19 protein-coding genes and 1 riboswitch are annotated in these 22,759 nt (G+C 64.1%); of the genes, 9 read left to right on the forward strand and 10 right to left on the reverse strand.

What is annotated here, in order from left to right:
- The 3 genes from ACMV18_RS09115 to ACMV18_RS09125 all read left to right on the forward strand — a co-directional run.
- Nucleotides 1–141 (forward strand): FlhC family transcriptional regulator (locus ACMV18_RS09115; protein ID WP_420817594.1); only part of this gene is annotated, 141 nt, incomplete at its 5' end.
- Between the two features lie 173 nt (nt 142–314).
- The gene (locus tag ACMV18_RS09120) at nt 315–794 is read left to right on the forward strand and encodes a prepilin-type N-terminal cleavage/methylation domain-containing protein (protein WP_374256642.1); all 480 of its coding nucleotides are present in this window, start codon (nt 315–317) and stop codon (nt 792–794) included.
- A 6-nt stretch (nt 795–800) separates the two neighbouring features.
- Entirely contained in the window at nt 801–3,467 is a 2,667-nt protein-coding gene (locus tag ACMV18_RS09125; protein ID WP_420817578.1) for a putative bifunctional diguanylate cyclase/phosphodiesterase, read from the forward strand.
- 4 nt (nt 3,468–3,471) lie between these two features.
- On the opposite strand, the gene ACMV18_RS09130 is transcribed toward ACMV18_RS09125, so the two are convergent.
- The 3 genes from ACMV18_RS09130 to ACMV18_RS09140 all read right to left on the reverse strand — a co-directional run bounded on the left by ACMV18_RS09130 (nt 3,472) and on the right by ACMV18_RS09140 (nt 6,057).
- Nucleotides 3,472–3,810: a PilZ domain-containing protein gene (locus ACMV18_RS09130; RefSeq protein ID WP_420817579.1), complete on the reverse strand. Its 339-nt coding sequence runs from the start codon at nt 3,808–3,810 to the stop codon at nt 3,472–3,474.
- A 134-nt stretch (nt 3,811–3,944) separates the two neighbouring features.
- Nucleotides 3,945–5,039, reverse strand: coding sequence for a 6-carboxytetrahydropterin synthase (locus tag ACMV18_RS09135; RefSeq protein WP_420817580.1), 1,095 nt, complete (start codon nt 5,037–5,039; stop codon nt 3,945–3,947).
- 31 nt (nt 5,040–5,070) lie between these two features.
- Nucleotides 5,071–6,057 (reverse strand): MDR family oxidoreductase, encoded by a 987-nt coding sequence (locus ACMV18_RS09140; RefSeq protein WP_420817581.1) that lies wholly within the window; start codon nt 6,055–6,057, stop codon nt 5,071–5,073.
- A gap of 180 nt (nt 6,058–6,237) precedes the next feature.
- On the opposite strand from ACMV18_RS09140, the gene ACMV18_RS09145 reads away from it, so the two are divergent.
- Together ACMV18_RS09145 and ACMV18_RS09150 are read left to right on the forward strand one after the other, a co-directional pair.
- Nucleotides 6,238–8,751, forward strand: a complete 2,514-nt coding sequence (locus ACMV18_RS09145) for an adenosylcobalamin-dependent ribonucleoside-diphosphate reductase (RefSeq protein ID WP_420817582.1) — start codon at nt 6,238–6,240, stop codon at nt 8,749–8,751.
- A gap of 149 nt (nt 8,752–8,900) precedes the next feature.
- A complete protein-coding gene (locus ACMV18_RS09150) occupies nt 8,901–9,983 on the forward strand; it encodes a diguanylate cyclase (RefSeq protein WP_420817583.1) in 1,083 nt (360 codons plus the stop codon).
- Here ACMV18_RS09150 and ACMV18_RS09155 read toward each other — a convergent pair.
- The gene (locus ACMV18_RS09155; RefSeq protein ID WP_420817584.1) at nt 9,969–11,210 is read right to left on the reverse strand and encodes an MFS transporter; all 1,242 of its coding nucleotides are present in this window, start codon (nt 11,208–11,210) and stop codon (nt 9,969–9,971) included. The two genes, ACMV18_RS09150 and ACMV18_RS09155, sit on opposite strands and share 15 nt — an antisense overlap.
- Nucleotides 11,211–11,385: 175 nt before the next feature.
- On the opposite strand from ACMV18_RS09155, the gene ACMV18_RS09160 reads away from it, so the two are divergent.
- Entirely contained in the window at nt 11,386–11,955 is a 570-nt protein-coding gene (locus tag ACMV18_RS09160) for a hypothetical protein (protein ID WP_420817585.1), read from the forward strand.
- Between the two features lie 5 nt (nt 11,956–11,960).
- On the opposite strand, the gene ACMV18_RS09165 is transcribed toward ACMV18_RS09160, so the two are convergent.
- From ACMV18_RS09165 to ACMV18_RS09180, 4 genes are all read right to left on the reverse strand, one after another.
- Nucleotides 11,961–14,096 (reverse strand): EAL domain-containing protein, encoded by a 2,136-nt coding sequence (locus tag ACMV18_RS09165; RefSeq protein WP_420817586.1) that lies wholly within the window; start codon nt 14,094–14,096, stop codon nt 11,961–11,963.
- Nucleotides 14,097–14,260: 164 nt separating this feature from the next.
- Nucleotides 14,261–16,345 (reverse strand): esterase-like activity of phytase family protein, encoded by a 2,085-nt coding sequence (locus ACMV18_RS09170; RefSeq protein ID WP_420817587.1) that lies wholly within the window; start codon nt 16,343–16,345, stop codon nt 14,261–14,263.
- Nucleotides 16,346–16,451: 106 nt separating this feature from the next.
- Nucleotides 16,452–16,679 carry an ATP-binding protein gene (locus ACMV18_RS09175; RefSeq protein ID WP_420817588.1) on the reverse strand — a complete coding sequence of 76 codons (228 nt, stop codon included), beginning with the start codon at nt 16,677–16,679 and terminating at the stop codon, nt 16,452–16,454.
- 25 nt (nt 16,680–16,704) lie between these two features.
- The gene (locus ACMV18_RS09180) at nt 16,705–17,055 is read right to left on the reverse strand and encodes a nucleotide pyrophosphohydrolase (protein WP_420817589.1); all 351 of its coding nucleotides are present in this window, start codon (nt 17,053–17,055) and stop codon (nt 16,705–16,707) included.
- A gap of 60 nt (nt 17,056–17,115) precedes the next feature.
- Here ACMV18_RS09180 and ACMV18_RS09185 point away from each other — a divergent pair, with 60 nt between their 5' ends.
- Nucleotides 17,116–18,411, forward strand: a complete 1,296-nt coding sequence (locus ACMV18_RS09185; protein WP_420817590.1) for an MFS transporter — start codon at nt 17,116–17,118, stop codon at nt 18,409–18,411.
- A gap of 42 nt (nt 18,412–18,453) precedes the next feature.
- Here ACMV18_RS09185 and ACMV18_RS09190 read toward each other — a convergent pair whose 3' ends face one another.
- Entirely contained in the window at nt 18,454–18,666 is a 213-nt protein-coding gene (locus ACMV18_RS09190; RefSeq protein ID WP_374256622.1) for a YjfB family protein, read from the reverse strand.
- A gap of 216 nt (nt 18,667–18,882) precedes the next feature.
- Nucleotides 18,883–18,994: riboswitch (guanidine-I (ykkC/yxkD leader) on the reverse strand.
- A gap of 62 nt (nt 18,995–19,056) precedes the next feature.
- Nucleotides 19,057–20,316 (reverse strand): PucR family transcriptional regulator, encoded by a 1,260-nt coding sequence (locus tag ACMV18_RS09195; protein ID WP_420817591.1) that lies wholly within the window; start codon nt 20,314–20,316, stop codon nt 19,057–19,059.
- A 182-nt stretch (nt 20,317–20,498) separates the two neighbouring features.
- Here ACMV18_RS09195 and ACMV18_RS09200 point away from each other — a divergent pair, with 182 nt between their 5' ends.
- Entirely contained in the window at nt 20,499–22,025 is a 1,527-nt protein-coding gene (locus ACMV18_RS09200) for a flavin-containing monooxygenase (protein WP_420817592.1), read from the forward strand.
- A gap of 15 nt (nt 22,026–22,040) precedes the next feature.
- A partial coding sequence (locus tag ACMV18_RS09205) for a metal-dependent hydrolase (RefSeq protein WP_420817593.1) occupies nt 22,041–22,759 on the forward strand: 719 nt, incomplete at its 3' end.

The raw sequence follows: 22,759 nt of genomic DNA on the forward strand, positions 1-22,759 counted from the left end.
GCCATGACCAAGTGCAACAAGTGCGGTGGCCACTTCATCACCCACCCGCACGAAATCGCCCGTCACTTCACCTGCGGCCTGTGCAACCCGCCCGCCCGCGCCGGCAAGGGCAAGGCCTCCGGCGCCATCCAGATGCACTGATTGACCGTTTTCGCTTGCTTGTCTCTTCTCAGGCCCTTCGGGGCCTGTTTTTTTTACAAAAAGGTCACGAGCCATCTTGGTGCGACCACGGCAACAGGTCTGGCTGGCACCACAATCCATAGGTACGTTCCGAATTTCCCTACCCATACCCGTTCAAGATTGGGTTACGCAACATGCCACGCGCAGACCGCCTCGCAGACAGCCGACAGCGATCAGACAGCGGGCTCACCTTGCTGGAATTGCTGATCAGCGTGGCCCTGTTGGGGATCCTGCTGGCCTTGGCCGTCCCCGGTTATTCGCAATACCGCAACCGGGTCCGCTCCGCGCAAGCCGCCAGTGACATTGGCGCCCTGACAAACAGCATTGACCAGTACTACGCCGATCACCATCAGTTACCCGGCGCCCTGAGTGACCTGCCCTCTGCGCCCACCGCCGACCCGTGGGGGCAGCCTTATGTCTATTACAACGTGTCGGACAACGGCAAAGGCGGTGCCCGCAAAGACAAGGCGCTCAACCCGATCAACAGCGACTACGATCTCTACAGCAAAGGTCCAGACGGCGTGAGCAAGCCCCAGATCAGCCAGAAGGACAGCCTGGACGACATCATCCGGGCAAGCAATGGCCGCTTCATCGGTGTGGCCGCAGATTTCTAGGCACGCATGACATCCCGCGACGGTCGACTCACCCGCCAGCTGTTCACGCTGTTTCTGGCCGTTGCCTTGGTGCCCTTGCTGGTGTCCGGCCTGCTGTCCACCACAGCCATCTCACAACTGGCCGAGCGACTGCAGCGCGAGCACCTGAACCACACCACCAAGCAGGTCAGCCACCAAGTGCTGGATCGCCTGCTGCTGGCCCGGGCAGAACTGGAAGCGCTGCGCCAAACTGAGCGTCAGCCCACCCAACTGCCACGCGCCTTTTCACAACTCAGTTCGACGCACCCATCCTTGGTTCAGGCATGGCAGCGAGCCGAACAAGCCCCCGCCCCCCGAACCGGACCGGGCAGCCACCCCATCGCGCACTTACGCGTGCTTCATGCGACCGCCGATGGCAACAGCCAGATCCTGATGGCCCTGGGTCCCACCCAGCAGCCAGACATCATTGGGGAAGTGGATGCTCACTTTCTGTGGGAGCCCATTGGACTGGAAGACGACGGACACTGGCGCGTCGAGGATCACGCACATCACCCCTTGCGAGACAGCCCAGGCCCCGCCAACGCCGTCACATCTGAAAGCCGGCTGTTTCTGGATGCCGAGCTGGGGGCGGGTGAGTGGACTTTCCGCCAAAGCACAACGCTCGCCCCCGCCAACTGGCAAGGCATCTCGCTGCCGCTTTGGTTGACCCTGATCGGGGCGTTGACCCTGCTGGGCATTGCGTTCATCAGCCACGTCCAGATTCGGCGCACCCTCGCCCCGCTGGCGCAACTGACAGCGGACACCCGACGCCTGGCTGCCGGCGGTCACACCTCGGTCGTCCAGGTCAAAGAGCGCAATGAAATCGGCGATCTGGCCGAAGCCTTCAATGACATGGCGGCACGCATCCGCGAGCAATTCCATGCAATCAAGGGCCTGGCAGCTGTCGACCAGGGCATCCTGGCCGGCAAGTCGCCGCATGAACTCGCTCATGAACTGTTGCACCATCTCGCACGCCACTATCCCCATGTGCGCGTGATGACGAGCTGGATCGAAAGCGGCAATACGCGCCTGCACATACTGGGCGGCAACGGCAGCCACGACTTGAGGCTAGAGGCCAAACAGATTTCCCTCACGCCCGACCAATGGCGTCGCTACATCCAAAGTCCGATGCGCGACGAAGACGGTCAAGGCTTGGTGCCATCCCACCCCTGGTTGGCTTTTGCCCAAGCGCAGGCGTGGCCTCATTGCCTCAGTTTTCCTGTGCAGGACGGCGACAAGATCATCGCGCGGATCACCGTCTGCCCGACCGATGCCGCACCCACCACCGATTGGCAGCATCTGGCGGGACTGCGCGACCGCCTGTCCGTCGCCTTTGCGACCCGTCGGCGCGAACAAGAACTGGCGTACCGCGCCGTACACGATAGCCTGACCGGGCTGGCCAACCGATATGGTCTGCACGACCACCTGGATCAGCAACTGGCTCAACTCAACGACGGTCATGTGGCGGTGCTCTTTGTCGACCTCGATCATTTCAAAGATGTCAACGACAGCCTGGGCCACGAGGCTGGCGACGAACTGCTGTGCCTGGCCAGCGAAAGGCTGCAAAGCTGCCTGGGTCCTGACGCCTTGCTTGCACGGCGAGGGGGAGACGAGTTCGTGATCGTGCAACCCGGTGCGGACGAAGCCCTGGCCAGCCAGATGGCCGCCCAAGCCGTGGCCCTGCTGGGTGCCCCGTTCACCGTCCGGGGGCGCTCACTGGTACTCGGCGGCAGCGTGGGCGTGGCCGTGTCCCCTCAACATGGACGCAACCGCGCAGAGCTCCTACGTTGTGCCGACGTCGCGATGTACCAAGCCAAGGCACATGGTCGTGGCTGCCATGCGCTGTACGCCCAAGACCTCGACGCCCAGTCCCAAGAACGCGTGCGCCTGCAAGCCGAGTTGCGTCAAGCCCTGCTCCGCCACGAATTGCGCGCCCACTATCAACCTCGCGTTCGCAGCCAGGACGGCCGGGTCCTCTCGGCCGAAGCACTGGTGCGCTGGCAGCACCCCACTCGTGGCTTGCTGTTACCCGGTCACTTCATCCCGCTGGCAGAAGAAAGCCATCTGATCGAAGACATCGGTTTGTGGATGCTCGATGCCGCATGCCAGCAAATGGCCGACTGGCGTGCGCAGGGCGCACCCATGGCCCGGGTTTCGGTCAACGTGTCACCTCGTCAATTGGCAACAGGACAACTGGTCGAACAAGTCCAGGCTGCCCTGCAACGCCATCAGTTGCCAGCCACGTCGCTGGAGCTGGAGGTCACCGAGAGTTTGCTGGTGGGAGACGCGCGTCAAGCCTGCCAACAATTGGCCGCATTGCGCAGCCTGGGGGTGATGATCGCCCTCGACGACTTTGGGACTGGCTACTCGTCACTCGCCATTCTGCGACAGCTACCGGTGGACCTCATGAAGGTTGACCGAGCTTTCGTGAAAGACCTCGGCCAGGACGAAGGCGCACTGGCCGTCACCCAGGCCATCGTCGGGATGGCGCAATCGCTGGGCCTGCACATTGTGGCCGAAGGCATGGAAACAGCAGAGCAGGCTCGGATCCTGATCAAGCTCGGATGCCATGAACTGCAAGGCTTCTACTTCAGCCGCCCAGTGACCAGCGAGACCTTGATCGAAGCGATGCAGCAGCCCTACACGCTGCCCTGATCCATCAAAACCGGTTCTGCACCCAGCGCTCAATGAGTTTGAGGTTGGGGCCGCCGGACTCCAGGAACGTGACACCCACTTTGAACACGCACTCCGAGGCCACCAAAAACGCGACCTTGGCTTGCAGCACCACGCCTTGCGTTTTGGTGCGGTCGTCCGGATTGGGCACCGCCAGTGCGATCGTCAACCGCGTCCCGATGGGAAAGGCATGATCGAGCCGCAGGCACGCACCCTGAACCGACACGTTCAGGACCCGCCCTTCCAGAAAGCCATCGCCCTCGATCAGCACACGGGCGCGCCAGGCCACATTGATGCGCGGCACCAAGCGCGCATCCTGTTCCATGCCCCAACCTGACTGTGACGACTGTGCCGCGCCTTGACCGTACAACTCTTGACCTCAAACGACCGAATGGCCGACGCTCTCTCACGCGGCCGATGTCCAGAAAACCGTGAAACTGTGGTGTGTGCCCGGCCGACTCAGATCGGCAACATCGGGCCATCCTGCCCGGCGACCGCCACCGCGCCACAACCGCGGGTCTCGTACAGGTCGACACGGTCGACTTGCGGCAGCGTCTTGCGCGCTTCCTTCAAGATCCAGTGCGCCAGCGAGGCCGCATCGCAATCGGTCAGGCCCGGCAGTTCATGCAGCGGGTGATGGTCCAGCGCCTTGAAGATGGGGTTGAAGCGGTCCTTCACATCCCCGAAATCCACCGTCCAGCCCATCACCGTGTCCAAGGGCGCGGACAGGTGCAGGCGCAAGGTGTAGGTGTGGCCGTGGATGTGGCTCAGCGGATCGTCAGCCGGAGCCTCACGCAAGAACAGGGCGCTGTCGAGCGTCAGCTCTTTCCAGATGCGGTAGTCGGTGCCATTGAAATTGGCCCCGCAGGACCCGGTTTCGTACACCGTCACCCACGACAGTTCGGGCAACACCCCCTTGAGGCGCTGCCACAGCCAGCCGGCCAGCACTTCACTGGTGGGGTTCTCCAGGCCTTCGATGGCATTGAGAAACTTGTGGTGCAACTGATAGTGGAAGGGCGCCCAGATGGCATCCAAGTGGTCGTAGTCGATGCTGAGATCGCGCCCGCCCGCATCCTGATTGGCGTGGAGGATCACCTCGAAGCCGTGCCCGTGCAGGCGACCGCACTTGTGCCCCATGGGCACATTGGGCAGCTTGTGGGCCGACTCGAAACGGTAGCGGCGCCACACATGCGCCTGATCGTGGCGATCCAGGTCCACACCCTGATCGGCCGTGCTTTGAATGCCGATCTGCTCCAGCCCCGGCACCTGCAACTGGTCGCGCAACCAGCGCGCCAGGTTTTCGTCGGTGGGCAAGGGCAGGACATCGTTGAGCAAACGGTAGTCCAGCTGCGCCGTGCACGCCTGCAATTGCTCGGTCAGCGTCTTGACCTCGGCGCCGGGGTACGGTCCCCAGTTGGCGGGCAAGTCGGCCCGAACGCGGGCCATGAAACTGTGGCCGTGCAGACGCCGCGCGCGGTGCGCATCGGGCAGCACGCCGACCTGACGGGCGGCCTCAAAGCCGCTGGAAGCAGTGTGCAGGGTGGAAAGGCTCATAGGGCGATATTGGATCACTGATTGCAGTGCATCAGGCGTTCACGTCCACCACCACCCGGCCGCGCACCTGACCGGCCAACACCTGCGCCCCCGCCTCCAGCGCCTGCGACAGCCCGATCGTGTGCGTGATGGCAGCCAGCTTGGTCGGATCCAGATCCTTGGCCAGACGCTGCCAGGCCAGCAGACGCTCGGCGCGCGGGCACATCACGCTGTCGATGCCCGCCAGGGTCACACCCCGCAGGATGAACGGGGCCACGGTGGACGGAAAGTCCATGCCCCCTGCCAGCCCGCAAGCAGCCACGGTGCCGCGGTACTTCGTTTGGGCGCACACATTGGCCAGGGTGTGGCTGCCCACCGTGTCCACGGCGCCCGCCCAACGCTCCTTGGCCAGGGGCTTGCCTGGGGCCGACAACTCGGCCCGGTCCAGCACCGTGCTGGCACCCAGCCCCTTCAGATAATCCGCTTCTTGTGGTCGGCCGGTCACGGCGGCCACGGTGTAGCCCAGCTTGGCCAGCAAGGCCACGGCTACGCTGCCCACGCCACCGGCCGCTCCGGTCACCACCACCTCGCCCTGGTCGGGGCGCACGCCGTGACGCTCCAGCGCCATCACGCACAGCATGGCGGTGTAGCCCGCCGTGCCAATGGCCATGGCCTGCTCGGGGGTGAAGGCCTCTGGCAGCGGCACCAGCCACTCGCCCTTCAAACGTGCACGCTGCGCCAGGCCACCCCAGTGCGTTTCACCCACGCCCCAGCCATTGAGCACCACCTGGTCGCCCACGCGCCAGTCTGGGTCAGCCGAGTCTTCCACCGTGCCCACCAGGTCCACCCCGGGCACCATCGGGAACTTGCGCACCACCGGCGACTTGCCGGTGATCGCCAGCCCGTCCTTGTAGTTCAGGGTCGAATACGCCACACGAACGGTCACATTACCTTCGGGCAAGGCGCTGTCATCCAGGTCCTGGAGACCCGCGCGATAGCCTTGGTCGTCTTTCTCAATGAGGATGGCTCGAAAAGTCATGTCCGAATTTCCTTGCATTCAGTCGGTGGCACAGATCCTGCGATTCTGGAGCATTCCAGAAATCCCCGCCGATTCCTTGCGATCAAGCAATACCCCCAATCCCCAACACCCCTAGATTCTCAGACTGCCTCGTCTTCACCGACAATGCACGGCTTTCCGAACGTTTCGCCATTTCATAAGATGACAAATCACACCGCGCTCCCCCCTCAAGAAGCCTCTGTTGACGTTCTGCTCGAGAAGTACGCTGAGCCCGGTGAGACCTCCGTCGATGACGTCCGTCGCCGTGTGGCGCGCGGTCTGTCCAAGATGGAAAAGACCCCCGCCGAACAACAGAAGTGGGAAGACGTGTTCTACCAGGCCCAGACCGATCTGGGCGTGGTGATGGGCGGCCGCATCAATGCCGCCGCCGGCCTTGAAGGCACCGCTGCCACCCTGATCAACTGCTTCGTGCAACCCGTCGGCGACGCCATGATCGGCACCGACGAAGCCATCGGCATCATGGATGCCGCCTCGCAAGCCGCCGAAACCATGCGCCGCGGTGGTGGCGTGGGCTACAACTTCAGCCGCATCCGCCCCAAGGGTGGCTGGGTCAAGAAGACCAACTCCCGCGCCTCCGGCCCCGTGAGCTTCATGAAGGTGTTCGACCAGGTCTGCCAGACCGTCGAATCGGCCGGTGCCCGCCGTGGCGCCCAGATGGGGGTGCTCAATGTGTCGCACCCCGACATCGAAGACTTCATCGTGGCCAAGCGCACGCCGGGCACGCTCAACAACTTCAACGTCTCCGTGGGCGTGGTCAAGGGCTTCATGGATGCACTGGCCGCTGACGGCGACTGGGAACTGGTCCACGAAGCCCAGCCCCACCCCGAAGTGCCCAACACCTACCAGCGTGACGATGGCATGTGGGTCTACAAGGTGGTGAAGGCCCGCTACCTGTGGGACATCATCATGAAGTCGACCTACGACTTCGCCGAACCCGGCGTGCTGTTCCTCGACCGCATCAACGAAGAAAACAACCTCGGCTACTGCGAAATCATCGAGGCCACCAACCCCTGTGGTGAGCAAGCCCTGCCTGCTTACGGTTGCTGCGACCTGGGTTCGATCAACCTGGTCAGCCACGTTCGCCACGCCTTCGAGCCCAACGCCCGCTTTGACTTCGCCTCGTTCGAGCAAGGCATCGCCGTGGCCGTGCGCATGCTCGACAACGTGCTCGACGCCACCGTGTGGCCGCTGAAGGAGCAAGGCACCGAATCCGCTGCCAAGCGCCGCATTGGTCTGGGCTTCCTGGGCCTGGGCGATGCGCTGGTCATGCTGGGCCTGCGCTATGACAGCCCCGAAGGCCGCGAGATGGCCTCGAAGATTTCGGCCACGCTGCGCGATGCGTCTTACGCCGCCTCGATCGAACTGGCCAAGGAGCGTGGCCCCTTCCCGCTGTTCGACGCCGACAAGTACCTGAACACCGGTGCCTTCGCCAAGCGCCTGCCCGAGAAGCTGCGCAAGGAAATCCGCAAGCATGGTCTGCGTAACTCGCACCTGCTGTCGATTGCCCCCACCGGCACCATCACCCTGGCCTTCGCCGACAACGCGACCAACGGCATCGAGCCTGCCTTCTCGTGGACCTACAACCGCAAGAAGCGCATGCCTGACGGCGGCCACCGCATCTACGCCGTGGAAGACCACGCCTACCGCGTGTACCTGAGCCGTGGTGGTGACCCCACGAACCTGCCCGAGGCCTTCGTGTCGGCCCAGGACATGAGCGCCATCGCCCACGTGGAAATGGTCGCGGCCGTGGCCCCCTTCATTGATGCGGCCATCTCCAAGACCATCAACGTCCCGGCCGATTACCCGTTCGAGGACTTTGCCGACCTGTACCTGCAGGCGCACCGCATGGGCCTGAAGGGCATCACCACCTACCGCCCCAACGCCACCCTGGGTGCCGTGCTGTCGGTGGACACGCCCGCCCCGGCTCCTGCCACCGCCGCACCGGCTGCCGGCACTGGCCGCAACGACGACGATCCCCTGCGCAAGCAATTCGACTCGCGCCCCATGGGCGACCTCGAAGGCATCACCTCCAAGGTCGAGTACATGACCTTTGAAGGCAAGCAGTCGATCTACGTGACCGTGAACTTCCTGCGCGTGCAAGGCACCATCGACGGCAAGGAAGTCACCATTGAGCGCCCAATCGAGTTCTTCATCCCTGGCGGTCAGACCTCTGACGGCCAGCAATGGATCACCTCGAGCATGCGTCTGCTGTCCATGGTCGGCCAGTCCGGTGGCTCGGTCGCCAAGGCCGTGGGTTCGATGCGCAAGGTGGTGTGGGACAAGGGCCCCGTCCGCTTCGGCGTGGTCGAACGTGCCGATGGCACCGTGGCACCGCGTTTCCACGACTCCGACGTGGCCGCCATCGGTTTCGCGCTGCAGCAGATCCTGGCCAAGCGTGGCTTCCTGGACGGCGAAGGCAACCAGGTCCCCGCCCTGCAACTGGCCGCCCGTCTGGCCCGCCGCGATGCCGAACTCGGTGGCGCGCACCCTGTGAGCCACAGCGACGAAGCTGCTGCGGCCCCGGCGCCGTCCAACGGCAGCAATCCGGTGCCCAACTCGGGCAAGAAGTGCCCCGAGTGCGGTGCGCACGAAATGCACAAGGTGGACGGCTGCATGAAGTGCGCCAACTGCGGCGCCATCGGTAGCTGCGGTTAATCGGTGAAGCCGTGTAAAGCGCACGGCACACTGTGATGCAAAGAGCCGGGAAGGACGTAACATTTGTTTCTTCCCCGCTCTGCACCTGAGCTTTGCGCTCACCCACGATGACATCCGCCGCATCCCGGAAGCCCCATTGGGCTGTCCAGATGAATCACCTGAACCGATCCATCTCATGGATCGCGGCATTCATCGTCATCGGCATTCATTTCCACGAGAAGGGCTATGGCCCGGCTTACTGGATCTGTTTGGCCCTCCATTTTTTGATCTACCCGCATGTGGTGTACTGGCGCGCACGCCGGGCGGAGCACCAGCTGCAGGCCGAAATCCAGAACCTGCTGTGTGACAACGTGCTCTTTGGCATGTGGGCCATGGCGCTGGGCTTCCCGCTGTGGATCTGCCACACGCTCATCTCGGCTGGGGCACTGAATCTTGCCGTTTACCGTGGCGCCAGGGGGGTGTTACAGGCTCTGCTGGCGGTGCTGGGCGGCGCCGGCATCGTCTATGGACTGGGGGGAGCTGGCCCCTTGGCGCTGGACACCTCGCCATTGGTCAGCACGCTGTGCATGACAGCCATGCTGTTCTACCTGCTGCTGTTTGCACGCAGCATGTATGGGCGCACGGTGCTGTTGAGCGAAACCCGCGTCAAGTTGCGGCGCAGCGAACAGGCGCTGCAACGGCAGCTAGAAGCCGTGCAAGCCTTGCAGTTGCAACTGACGGATCAAGCCAACCACGATGCGCTCACCGGCCTCTACAACCGGCGCTACCTGGACGACACCCTGCCGCGCGAGCTGGATCGTTGCGCGCGGTCCGGCAGCCCCATCAGCGTGCTGCTGATCGATCTGGATCACTTCAAGACCATCAACGACACGCACGGCCATGCCGTGGGCGACGAGGTTCTCAAGCGCACAGCGGCCATCTTGCAACAGCAATTGCGTGCCAGCGACATCTGCTGCCGCTACGGTGGCGAAGAGTTCCTGATGGTCCTGCCCGGCATGGACTTGGATGCCGCACTGACTCGCGCAGAACACTGCCGTCAGCTGATGGCCCATCACGACTGGGATCAGGAGCTGCCTTCGGTGACGCGCGTGACCCTGTCCGTTGGCGTTGCGTGTGCCATGGATGGCGACATCACTCAGGATGCGCTCATCCATCGGGCTGACATGGCGCTTTACCAGGCCAAATCCGGCGGGCGCAACCGCGTGGTGCTGGACACCTCAAGCGCTGACTGAGCGCCAGGCCTGTGCCACCCGCTCGTGCGGTGGATGCCGGTCGAGCCAGCGCACCAGGGCCACACAGCCCACGGCCGACAGCACCGCCCCGATGCCAAACGCCCAGACATAGCCCAGGTAATCGCCCACCAGCCCGCCGGCCAGCGTGCCCAGGCTCCCCACGGCCACCACCACACTGGCCAGGAGGGTGTAATCCGTGCCGGCGTGATCCGGGTCGGACGCGTCCATCATCAAGGCGAACAAGGCCACCGTGGCCATGGTGCCCACCACGCCCTCGATCACCGTGGCCGCCCACAACCAGGGCAGGCCCCCGCCCCCCAGGGCCACCACGATGTACAGGCCAAAAAACAGGGATTGCGCCAGGCCGGTCCACAGCAAGGCGTCACGCCGAGGCACCCGCATCATCCACCAGCCGGACACCGCGGCCCCCGCAAGGCAGGCCATGGACCCCACCCCGCCTTTCATCAGCGCCAGCGAGGCCTTGTCCACGCCCTGATCTCGCAGAAAGGGAATGACCACGCCGCTGACCATCTGGTCCCCAAAACGAAAGCAAAAGATCAGGGCAGCGCAGCTCAGCATGCCCGGCGTCATGGCACGGTGCAGCCAGCCCCAAGCCAAGTGCAGCCGCGAGGCACCCGTCGTCGGGGCGACGGGCGCTGGCGACACGGGCGGGCGCTCGGGCTCGGCCATGCGCCACACCGGCAGGGTGGTGAGCCCCAACAGCCCCGCCATCACCGTGAACACCACAGGCCAACTGGTTTGCGCATACAACCACAGCAGCCCGCCGCCGCCCACCACCATGCCCAAACGGTAGGCGCCCACCTGGATGGCATTGGCCAGGCCGCGCTCGCGCGCGGCCAGCCAGCGCACCGCCAAGCCATCGGTCACGATGTCTTGCGTGGCGGCCAAGGCATTGAACAGCAGCACCGCCGCCAGCAGGGCCACGCTGCCGGGCGCCAGGTCGGCCCACGCCAACGCCAGCGCCAGCCCGATCGACACGCCCTGCAAGCCCAGCAACCAACTCCGACGTGCGCCGCGCTGATCCACCGCCGGCGCCCACAAAAACTTCAGCGCCCACGGCAAGGCCAGAAAGTGCAACAGGCTCAAGGCTGTGAGCGACCACCCAGCCTCCCGCAACACCGCCGGCAAGACCAGGGTAAAAAAGCCATACGGCAAGCCTTGTGCGGCATACAGGCTGGTCAACAAGGCGAAGCGGTGACGCGGCATGGGCAACACGAAAATGGAAAACCCGCATGTTGACAGATGTGCCGCCCCCCGCCCATCCCGCCGGAAAGCGCCACTATTGCGCAATGTGATGCCACCGTGACATTGCCAGTGCCGCAAAACCGGTGGCAAGCTACGCCTTAACGCACCCCCTGCGGTGCGTCAGCGGGAGGCTCCCATGCGGCGCTCATCGGCGATCATCCAAAGCGGCTTGGCCATCGTGCTGGCTGGTGTGTGCAGCTGGACGCAAGCTGCCATGATCTCGAACCCTGCCGCGCCACCGCCGCAGGTGACCCGTGTGCAAGCCTTCGCCCAAGGCGACACCTTGTGCGACGCGTCGGCCGTGCCGCATGCGGCCCAACTCATCTTCCAGCAAGACGACTCCGAAGCCGCCATGGCCTTGGCGCAGCGCTGCCAGCGTGAGGGCCGACTGGAAGGTCAGGCCCTCAAGCGGCTGGTGTCGGTGCGCATCCAGGCCCTGCTGGCCATGCAATGGCGCGATCTGGACACCCTGCATCAGATGGGGCAGGCGCTGATCGACCAGGACTTGGTGCCGGAATACGTGGCCGATGGTCACATGAGCTTGGCCTTTGTCTGCCTGGGGCAGGGCGATGCCCGCTGTGCGCGCCCCCACCTCGACAAGGCCCGCCAGATCTTCACCCATCTGGACGTGCCCCATGCGCTGGATCAGCTGCTCACGCTGGAGCAGGCCCTGTTGTCACTGGAAGCCGGCGACCCGACCCCCTGAACGTTTCAGGCCTGCGTGATCTGGCCGCGGGTATCCAGCAGCAAGCCGTGGATGGCCTCGGCCGTGAGCGGGCGAGAAAACAGGTAGCCCTGGAACTCATCACATCCCTGAAACCGCAGGAAGTCAAACTGCGCCGGGTTCTCGACCCCTTCGGCCACCACCGTCTTGCGCAAGCTCTTGCCCAGGGACACCACGGCGCGCGCGATCATGGCGGCATCTTCGCGGGTCTCGATGTCCACCACCAGCGAGCGGTCGATCTTGATGGTGTCCAGCGGGTAATGCCGCAGGTAGGACAACGCCGAATAGCCGGTACCAAAGTCGTCCATGGCCAGCGACACGCCCAAGTCCTTGAACGCCTTGAGGATGTGCTGCGCACGCTGCTGGTCGTGCAGGAAGATGCTTTCGGTGATCTCCAGCTCCACCTGCTCGGGCAAGATGCCTTCGCTGTCGATCCAGCTGTGCACCCGGTCCACGATCTGGCGATCCATGAACAGCTTGGGCGAGAGGTTGACGGCCACCGGCAACAGGCGCCCGCGCACACGCGGCCAGGTCGAGGCGGCCGCAAAGGCCTGCCGCGCAATGACCTCGGTGAGCGGCATGATCAGGCCGCTCTCTTCGGCCACCGGGATGAAGCGATCGGGTGAGATGGCACCCATCTCCGGGTGCTGCCAGCGCGCCAGCGCTTCCACCCCGACGATGCGACGCAAGTGGTCGACCTTGGGCTGGAAGTTCACAGTGAACTCGCCCTGCTCCAGCCCCACGCGCATGGCCGCTTCCAGGTGCATGCGCTCGCTGGCCACCGCATTGAACTCGGGCGTGAAGAACTTGTAGTTGTTCTTGCCGTGCCCCTTGGCGGCGTACATGGCCACATCGGCGTGCTTGAGCAGGGTCTCGGCATCGCGTCCGTCTTGGGGGTACAGCGCCACCCCCATGCTGGCGCCCACTTGCAGTTCGCGCCCGCCCAGCATGATGGGCTGCCCGATCAGGTCCACCATGCGCTCCAGCAGTGAAATCACGGTGTCGGGCGTCTGGTGTTCATTGAGCACCAGCACGAACTCGTCGCCCCCCTGGCGCGCCACCGTGTCGGCGCTGCGCAAATGGGTGCTCAGGCGTCGGCCCACTTCCACGAGCAATTCATCGCCCGCAGCATGGCCCAGAGTGTCGTTGATGAACTTGAAGTTATCCAGGTCAATGAACACCACGGCCATCATCTGCTCGTGGCGGTCGGCATGGAAGATGGCCTGGCTGAGGCGGTCATTGAGCAGGTTGCGGTTGGGCAAGCCCGTCAGTTGATCGTGGTTAGCCTGGCGCTCCAGCTCTTCCTGATAGCGCTTGCGCTCGGTGATGTCGTGCACCGTGCCTTCGTAGCAGATGATGCGACCTTGCGCATCGCGCACGGCCCGGGCGTTTTCGGAAATCCAGATGCGCGAGCCGTCGCGCCGGTACACCTGCGACTCGAAATCCTCGACCTTGCCCTGTGTCTCCATCAGCTCGACAAACAGCGTGCGCTGCGCCGGGTCCACATACAGGCCATGCCCGATGTCGGACAAGTTGCTGATCAGGGCTTCCGGGCTTTCAAAGCCATACATGCGGGCCAGCGCCAAGTTGGCGGCCAGGTAACCTTCTTCCTTGGACGACTGGAAGATGCCTTCCGAGGCGTGCTCGAAAATGTGGCGATAGCGCTGCTCGGCTTGGGCCAGCGCCATGATGGTGGCACGGCGCTCGGTGACGTCTTCCACAAAGCCTTCGATCACCGGCCGCCCACGCTCGTCAGCCACCACGATGCCGCGCTCGGCCACCCAACGCACCTGCGCGGTGCGTGTCACGATGCGGTACTGCACGTCAAACCGGCGACCCACTGCGAAATGGGACGTGATGCGCGCACGCACAGGCCCCCGATCGTCCGGATGCGTCATGCGCTCCCAGGTGATCGAGCCGCCGGGCAACAACTCTTCGGGGGAGTAACCCGTCAGGTCATGACAGCCCTGACTCACAAAAATCATCGACCACTCGCTGTCGTTCAGGCAGCGGTAGGCCATGCCCTGCAGGTTGTGCACCAGGTTGTCCAGAATCCGGGCCTGATCTACCTGCGAGGCCGAGGTATTCAGGCCGGCGCCACGGGCTGCCAGCAGTTCACTCATATCCATCGAACCAGTCACATACACAACAAGCAGGGCGCCTGTAGCTTTCGCTAACAGGCGCCCTGCTTGCATCATTTTGGTGCACGGCCCGCAGGCCAGTGCGCTATGAGTGAATAGGTAGCAAGCGCAATGCCAGCGCCCGCAACCTTGTGGTGCTGGTCGGCTTACTTGGGCGTTGTGACCGTGTAGGCCGTGAGCGCCTGCGGGAACTTCAGCAACCAGATCCGGGTGTGGCGATCAATCTCGTTGCCACGGGTCACGCGCACGCCCTTGACCGTCGCCGGGCAATCGGTGCTGCTGCCGGCATTGGTGATGCTCCCCTTGTCATCGACCACACACTTGGTCGGATCGCCCGCCACTTCCTTGCCATCGGCATCGATCAGGATGGTGCGCAGACCAAAGTCGCTGTCGTTGATGATGGCCAGGGTGTTGGCGTCGACCAGGGCCAGACCTTCGGCCTTCTCGGCCTTCCAGCCTGCGGCATTGAGGTCCATCAGCAGCGTCTTCTTGAGCTTGACCACATTGGCCCAGGTGGTGCCCACGGCCGTCGTGCCATCAATGCTGTTTTGCTCTAGCTCGTAGCCCAGGCTCGTGATGTCGGTGGCATCGCTGGGCACTTCCACCAGCATCAGGAAGTTGCGCACGGCCCCCGTGCTGTCGGCCCCTTGCTCGATGACGATGAACTTGCCATTGCTCAGTGCGATGACGTCACCCAACTTGGCGCTGCCGGTGCGGTTGCGGTCCCAGGTCTGACCCGACACCGCATAGTTGAGCGGGTAGGCGTAGAGCTTGGAGGTTTCGGTACTGGGGTCGAACGCGATCCAGCGGGTGAATTGGGCGTAGTCCTTCACATTGACCTTGTCGGTCTTGCTGCCATCGCCGTTGAGGTCATTGGCATCGATGGCCTTGACGCTCTTGCCTTTGACCAGAGGGTCGATCGGGCTTTGCAGGAAGCCGTGCAGCTTGCCATCGGCCGCCAGGGTCAGACCTTCCATGCCGCGGTTGGCACGACGGTACTTGAGCACGTCAGGCAGATCCGTCGCGCCCGTGCCAGGCTGGTAGCGCTTTTCGATCACACCCGTGGTGGCGTTGATCTTGACGATGAAGGGGCCGTACTCGTCAGACGACCAGAACACGTTGCGGGTCTTGTCAAACACCAGGCTCTCGGAGTCGAGGCCATTGGGGTCCAGCGCGCCCTTGGTGGCGTCGTACACCAGGGTGTCGCTCAGAGGCGTTTCGAGGCTGCTGCCCACGCTGGTGAACGGCAGCGGACGCCCGCTGATGCGGGTGTTGGCATCCGACTTCAAAGGCATCAGCGACGTGAGCACGGCGCCCTTGGCATTGATGCGGATGACGCCGATCGAAGGGGTGAAGCTGGGCGCGGGGAACATCTTGGTCAGGCCCACCACGCTGTTGACCGGATCCGGTGCGTTGGGGCTGTCGCCGTTGGGGCCACGGTCGGTGATGCCCCAGAACTCCAGGGTGCCATCATCGGTCTTGCCCTTGAACGCCAGGCCAGAGCCCACCGCCGGGAAGAAGCCGTTGGGGAAGTCCTTTTTCGACGCCGCGTTGCTGCCTTCATAAGGCACATAGAACGAGGGATCGGCCTGCAACTGGTACTTGGTGATGGCCACGGTGCCGCCCGCACTGTCGGTGCCGCTGGCCGTGCTGCCTTTGCCCAGCAAGCTGGCCAAGGTGGACTCATAGTGCTCGACCGCGCCAGCGCGACGATCTTCATTGATTTCGCGCGACTTGTACGACTGGTCGTACGCATCCTTCACGTCGGGCAACAGGGCCGTGAACGTGGTGGCAAACGTGGCCGAGTCAGCCGCAAAGTCAATGCTCTTGCCCTGCAGCGCGGCCACGACGTCGGCCTTGATGCGGATGCCGTTGGTGGGATCATCGTCGTCGTCCAGCGTCTGCAAGAAGACCAGACGGTTTTGCACATCAGCCGATGCCAGGGTGTTGGTACCCGCCAGATCCGACACGCTGATGAGCCCATTGCAGCGCACCTTGCCCAGGTTCACGCCGCCCACGGTGAAGGTGATGGTGTCCCCTGCCTTGCATTGCAGTGAGCCATCCGCACCGGTGGTGCCGCTCAGACCTGAGGGGCTGGCCGCGTACTTGACGCCTTCCACGGCGCTGTCCAGCAAACGGGCATTGGTCACAGGGGTGTCGCTGTCACCGCCACCACAGGCCGCCAGCACCAGGGGCAAGGCGCCCAACATCCAGAAACGCTTGTCGCTCATCTCGGTACATCCTCGGAACACCCATCTCGGGCAAACCGCAGCACCTTAGAAACGATTCGTGACAAGGCTGTGAAGAGGCGTGAAGCCCCGACCGGACCGGGGCCGCTTACCCCTTCTGCTTCACCATCCGGATGGCATCAAACGGGCAGACTTGCACGCATTGCACACACACCGTGCAGCCCTGCGGGCTGTGCAGCACCGACTGCTTCGGCCCCCAGGCGTGAGGCCCCTCGACCGCCAGCCACAGCACCTTGGGTTCGCACACGGCCACGCAACGGCCGCAGCCGGTGCACCGGTCCGGATCGATGACGGGAAGGGCGGACGGCTGAGACATGACATGCCCACCCGCTTGCACCAGCTCAGCCGCCCTCGGCCTTGGTGGCATGGCCGCGCGCCTGCTCGACAGGGTACTTGCGGGCGTTGATGACCATCTTGCGCTGAGCGGCAGCCACCAGGTCCACGTCCAGCGCGTTGCCCAACTGCACGAGGTACAGCAGCACATCGGCCATTTCCATGGCCACCGCCTCTTTGGTGTCAGCGGGCAGGGCGCGGCTCTGCGCCTCGGTCAACCACTGAAAGGGCTCGAGCAATTCCCCAGCTTCGACCACCAGCGCAGACGCCAGGTTTTTGGGCGAATGGAAGGGGCCCCATTCACGCGCATCGGCAAACTGCTGCAGCGCCTGGGCCAATTGGTCAAGAGAGTCACTCATAGGCGCATCCTAGCGCCTGATTTGATAAGGTGTCGCCCTTCTCAGCAAAGGCCTCTCCCCATGACCCAAGCCCACACCGACACCCCGCGGCGCAATTCGCCCGGCCAGGTGTTGTTTGCCAGCCTGATTGGCACCACCGTCGAGTTCTTCGACTTCTACATCTACGCCACGGCCGCCGTGCTGGTGTTCCCCAAGGCGTTCTTCCCTTCGTCGGACCCCACGGCAGCCATGCTGCAGTCGCTCATCACCTTTGCGCTGGCCTTCTTTGCCCGCCCAGTGGGGTCGGCCGTGTTTGGCCATTTCGGTGACCGCATTGGCCGCAAGGCCACGCTGGTGGGCGCGCTGCTGACCATGGGTCTGTCGACCGTGGCCATCGGCCTGCTGCCCACGTACGAAACGCTGGGTACGACGGCTGCACTGCTGCTGGCCCTGTGTCGCTTTGGTCAGGGCTTTGGCCTGGGCGGTGAATGGGGTGGCGCCGTGTTGCTCGCCACCGAAAATGCGCCCCCCGGCAAGCGCGCCTGGTACGGCATGTTCCCGCAGCTGGGCGCGCCCATCGGGTTTTTCATGTCGGGCGGCATCTTCCTGCTGCTGGGCAAAACGCTGAGCGAGGCCGAGTTCTTCAGCTGGGGCTGGCGCGTGCCCTTCCTGGCCAGCGCCGTGCTGGTGTTCGTGGGCCTGTATGTGCGCCTGAACATCACCGAAACCCCCGTGTTCCAGAAGACACTGGAAGAAGACAAGCGGGTCAAGGTGCCCGTGCTGACCGTGTTCCGCGACCACACCCGTGCGCTGATTCTGGGCACGCTGGGCGCCATGGCCACCTTCGTGCTGTTCTACCTGATGACGGTGTTTGCGCTGGGCTGGGGCACCACGGCACTGAAGTTCGTGCGCACCGACTTCCTGTACATCCAGCTGTTTGCGGTGTTGTTCTTCGGGCTGGGCATTCCGCTGTCAGCCGTGCTGGCAGACCGCCATGGTCGCCGCATCACCCTGATCCTGGTGTCGGCCGCCATTGCGCTGGCGGGCTTCCTGATGGCGCCCATGTTCGGCTCGGGCAGCACGGTGCTGGTGACGGCCTACTTGTCGCTGGGCATGTTCCTGATGGGCATGACCTACGGCCCGCTGGGCACGCTGCTGTCGGAAATGTTCCCGACCGCCGTGCGCTACACCGGCTCGTCCATGACCTTCAACTTTGCGGGCATTTTGGGCGCCTCGCTGGCCCCGTACCTGGCCACCACGCTGGCCACCAAGTTTGGCCTGGCCTCGGTGGGCTGGTACCTCACGCTGGCAGCCAGCATCACGCTGGTGGCACTGGTGCTGTCGCGCCCGGTGCATGACAGTGCGTTTGAGCACTGATCTCGCTTGATGAGGACGAGCGCCCGGGAGGGTGCCTCGTTCTCACGCCAACACATTCACCTTCGTCCCCACGGATCCCTCCGTGGCCAGTGGCAGTGGGCCGGTGAGGCCCTGCAGCATCGCGGCGGCGCTCGACTTCTGGATGTCCAGCGCTTTTTTCAGCACGGTCATCTGCACGTTCTGCGCGGCTTGAACTTGCCGCATGCCCGACACGGCATCTGCGGCACCTGAGGGTGAAACACCAGACAGTTCCATCTTGCGCCTCCGTACGGTGGTGATGTCTGGATTATCGGACGCACGCTGCGCGCTGTCACCCACCGGCGCCCTTTTAACCCTGGTGGGACGTGCCCTATTCACGTCTTGGCTGCGGATTGGCGGCAGCCGTGGTGAGGTGATCGGCGATGTCGGATGACATGGTCAGACTCCTTGGAGGTGGACAAAGTGCGAGAGACACCTGTGCGGCTGCACAAGATCTCCCGGGCTTTTGTCCCTCCGTGGAGCTGCGTCACCGCAGCCGACCGCTCTCGGACCAGGCCATCAGGCTGGCGACCACGCCTGACACGGAACCCTAGCGGTCATTCAGCGATGCACCACCAGTGGGCACATCGTTGCTCTCAAGGTATTTCATGCAAAAACGGTGCCAGCTCACTCTCCCTCCTCATCCCAGCTCACCACCTCCAAGGCCGCGGCCACATGGATGCGTTGCTCGGCCAGTGGCCGGGGCAGCAGTTCTTCTGCACGGGCCAAGCGGCGCAGCAAGGTGTTGCGATGGGTGTGCAGCACCTCGGCTGCCTCGGTCACATTGCACCCACAGCGCAAATAGGTGAGCAGCGCACGCCGCAAGAGGGCGGGCGCCGTGGCGAGATCGCCCAAGGTATCGGCCACGAAGCGGCGGGTGGCATCGGCGTCGTGCATCATCAGAGACACCAGTCGCACCATGTCAAAGCTCACCACCCGCTCTGACGTGTGCAAACGCCCCAGCAGGCGTTGTGTGGTCAAGGCCTGCAAGTGGCTGCGTCGAAACCCATCCACGCCCTGACCCTTGGCACCAATGGCCACGCGCACGCCCGGCAAGGGTCGAATCGCGTGCCGCAGTTGCGCCAGATCCGGCTCGCGGTCTGCCGCCAACCACACCCACAAGGTTCCGGCATTGGCCAGCACAGTGAGTCGGTCACGGCTCGCCCCACATCGCACCAGCGCCTCGGCAGCAGCTTCGAGTGTTTGCAGTTCGGTCCCGGCTTCCTCGCTCCACAACACCGCGGCATGGTGGGTCTGGCTCAGCACATAGCCCAGCCGTTGACTGGCCTGCTGCGCATCCACCGCACGGCCTTCCAGAATGCGCGTGACCAGTTCGCGCCGGTCCACGTGCGTGCCGCGCATCAGCGCCTCACGCTCAGCCTGCATGAAGGCAGCAATCTGCATCATCGTGCCGTCAATGAAGCCCGCGATCGACTGCGCCGACACCACCAGCAACTCTTGCAACTCCTTGGGATCGGACGTCAGCGAAAACGCAATGTTCATCCACAGCTGCCAGGCCGTGTTCTGCACCGAGCGGGAGCTGTTGAACGCCAGATCCGTGGCCCCGCGGCGCACCAGTTCGCGGGCGTTGTCGAGCATGTCGGGCGAGACGTGGGGGGCCACCGGCACCCCGGGCTGGTCGATGTTGGACACCGCCCAGTGCATCAGGCTGGCGCGCGTGGCACGGCGGGTGGCCGCCATCAGAACCGGGTCTTCGTCGATCGGCCGGCGGCCCTCGGCAGCCAGACTGGCCTGCTCGATCTCTTCCAGCCAGTCGGGCGGCGCGTTGAGGGCGATCTCCGCCCCCTTGCTCAACAAGGCCCGCACACGCGGCGAAGGGGTCTCCCACTGCGCAGCAGTGGCCGCAAACGGATGGATGGCACTCATGGCAAACGACCGGCTCCCCGGGAAAGTCCCAGGGCACCCCCACAGGTATGCACCCCAGGAGAGTGGTGCACCTCGCACCACCCAGTCAGCATATCGGTGCACTTTATACCTTGCCGCACTTGATGTCGCTCAACATCATCCGGTTTTCATTAGCCCAGGCTTTGTTGTCGAAGGAGTCGCCCTTGTCCGTCCATCCCTTTCCCAGCGTGGAACACGTCGATGTGCTGATCATCGGTGCCGGTTTGTCCGGCATCGGGCTGGCCTATTACCTTCAACGTGACCAGCCGGGCAAGACCTTCGCCCTCCTCGAATCCCGCGCCACATCGGGTGGCACCTGGGACCTGTTCCGCTACCCGGGCATCCGTTCCGACTCGGATCTGCACACCTTTGGCTACGAGTTCAAGCCGTGGGTGAACGACAAGTCGATCGCCGACGGCGCCGACATCCTGGCCTACCTGCGCGAAACCGCCCGCGAAAACGGCATCGAGTCCAAGATCCGCTACCAGCACAAGGTCGTCCGTGCCGACTGGTCCACGCCCGAGGCCCGTTGGACTGTCGAGATCGAACGCACCGACACCGGGGCCCGCCACACCATGACCTGCAAGTGGCTGTTCTCGTGCGCGGGCTACTACCGCTATGACGAGGGCTTCACGCCACGCTTTGAAGGCATCGAACGTTTTGCCGGGCAGGTCATTCACCCGCAGCACTGGCCCGAGAACCTGGACTACCGAGGCAAGCGCGTGGTGGTCATCGGCTCGGGCGCCACGGCGGTCACCCTCATCCCGGCCATGGCCAAAGAAGCCGGCCATGTGACCATGCTGCAGCGCACGCCCACCTATGTGATGAGCCTGCCCTCGAAGGACCCGATTGCCCTGCTGCTGCGCAAGCTGACTTCCGAAGAACGCGCCTATGCCCTGACCCGTCGCAAGAACATCGCCTTGCAACGCGGCATCTGGCGCTTCTGCCAGAAGTACCCCCGCGCGGCGCGGCGCATCATCCGCTTTGCCAACGCCCGGGCGCTGCCCGCCGGCTATCCGGTGGACACCCACTTCAACCCGCCCTACAACCCGTGGGAACAGCGTCTGTGCGCCGTGCCCGATGGCGACCTGTTCAAGAGCATCAAGGCCGGCAAGGCCTCGGTCGTCACCGACCACATCGACACCTTCACGCCGGGTGGCATCCGTCTGAAGTCGGGTCAGGAGTTGCCGGCCGACATCATCGTCACGGCCACCGGGCTGAACCTGCAGTTGTTTGGCGGCATCACGCTCACCGTCGATGGCGAAGCCGTGGACCTGTCCACGAAAGTGGCCTTCAAGGGCATGATGCTCAGCGACCTGCCCAACTTCGCCTTCATTGTGGGCTACACCAACTCGTCATGGACGCTGAAGGTGGGCCTGCTGTGCGAACACTTCTGCCGCCTGCTGGCCTACATGGACCAGCACGGCCACGCCGTGGTGCGCCCGCGTCTGCCCTCGCCCGACATGCCCACCCGTCCGCTGCTCGACTTTGGCGCCGGCTATGTGCAACGTGCGCTGGCCCACCTGCCGCGCCAGGGCACCAGCGGCCCCTGGGTGATGGCGATGGACCCGAACCACGACGCCCAGGTGCTGCGCCACGGCCCGATCGAAGACCCCTGTTTGGTGTTTGACAAGGCCGTGCGTCCTGCTCATGCTGCGAACGTGCACGCGGCCGTCGCCGTGAACGCCTGAAGTCGAGCCTTGGCCATGTCCACCCCTGCCGCTTACGCCCACCCTGACATCGTCCCGCGCGAGAAGCTGTCCTTTGGCTTCGACCGCGACATCACGAAGTACTGGCTGGGCGGTGATCCGTTCAAGACCCGCTTTTGCGACGCCATGTCCACCATCTTCCCGGAAGGCGAGCGCTTCTTCATCTCCTGCGTGCGCGACTTCCGCGATCAGGTCACCGACCCGCAGCTACAGGAAGAGATCAAGCACTTCATGCGGCAGGAAGGCCAGCACGGCATCGTCCACAGCCAGTTCAACGAACACCTGACGAAGCAGGGCATCCGCGTGGCGCGCCTGGAAGGCGTCATGAAATGGTGGCTGTTCGACGTGCTGCGCAAGTACCTGCCCAAGAAGCACACGCTGGCGCTGACCGCCGCGTCCGAGCACCTCACTGCCATCATGGCTGAGGCCCTGTTCACGCGCAAAACCGTGATGGGTGCCGCCGACCCGCGCATGTTCGCCATGTACGCCTGGCACGCCATGGAGGAAATGGAGCACAAGGCCGTGGCCTTCGACGTGATGCAGAAGGTGGCCAAGGTCTGGTATCCGCGGCGCGTGCTGGCGCTGGTCGAAACCACGCTGGCTTTCAACTTCAACGTGCTGTCCTTCACCAATGCGATGCTGCGCCGCGATGGCTTCAGCCGCTGGCAACGCGTCAAGCTGTTTGCCAAGGGCCTGGGCTGGGTCTATGGCCCCGG

This window comes from Aquabacterium sp. (genome assembly GCF_048860245.1).
Lineage (GTDB): Bacteria > Pseudomonadota > Gammaproteobacteria > Burkholderiales > Burkholderiaceae_C > Aquabacterium.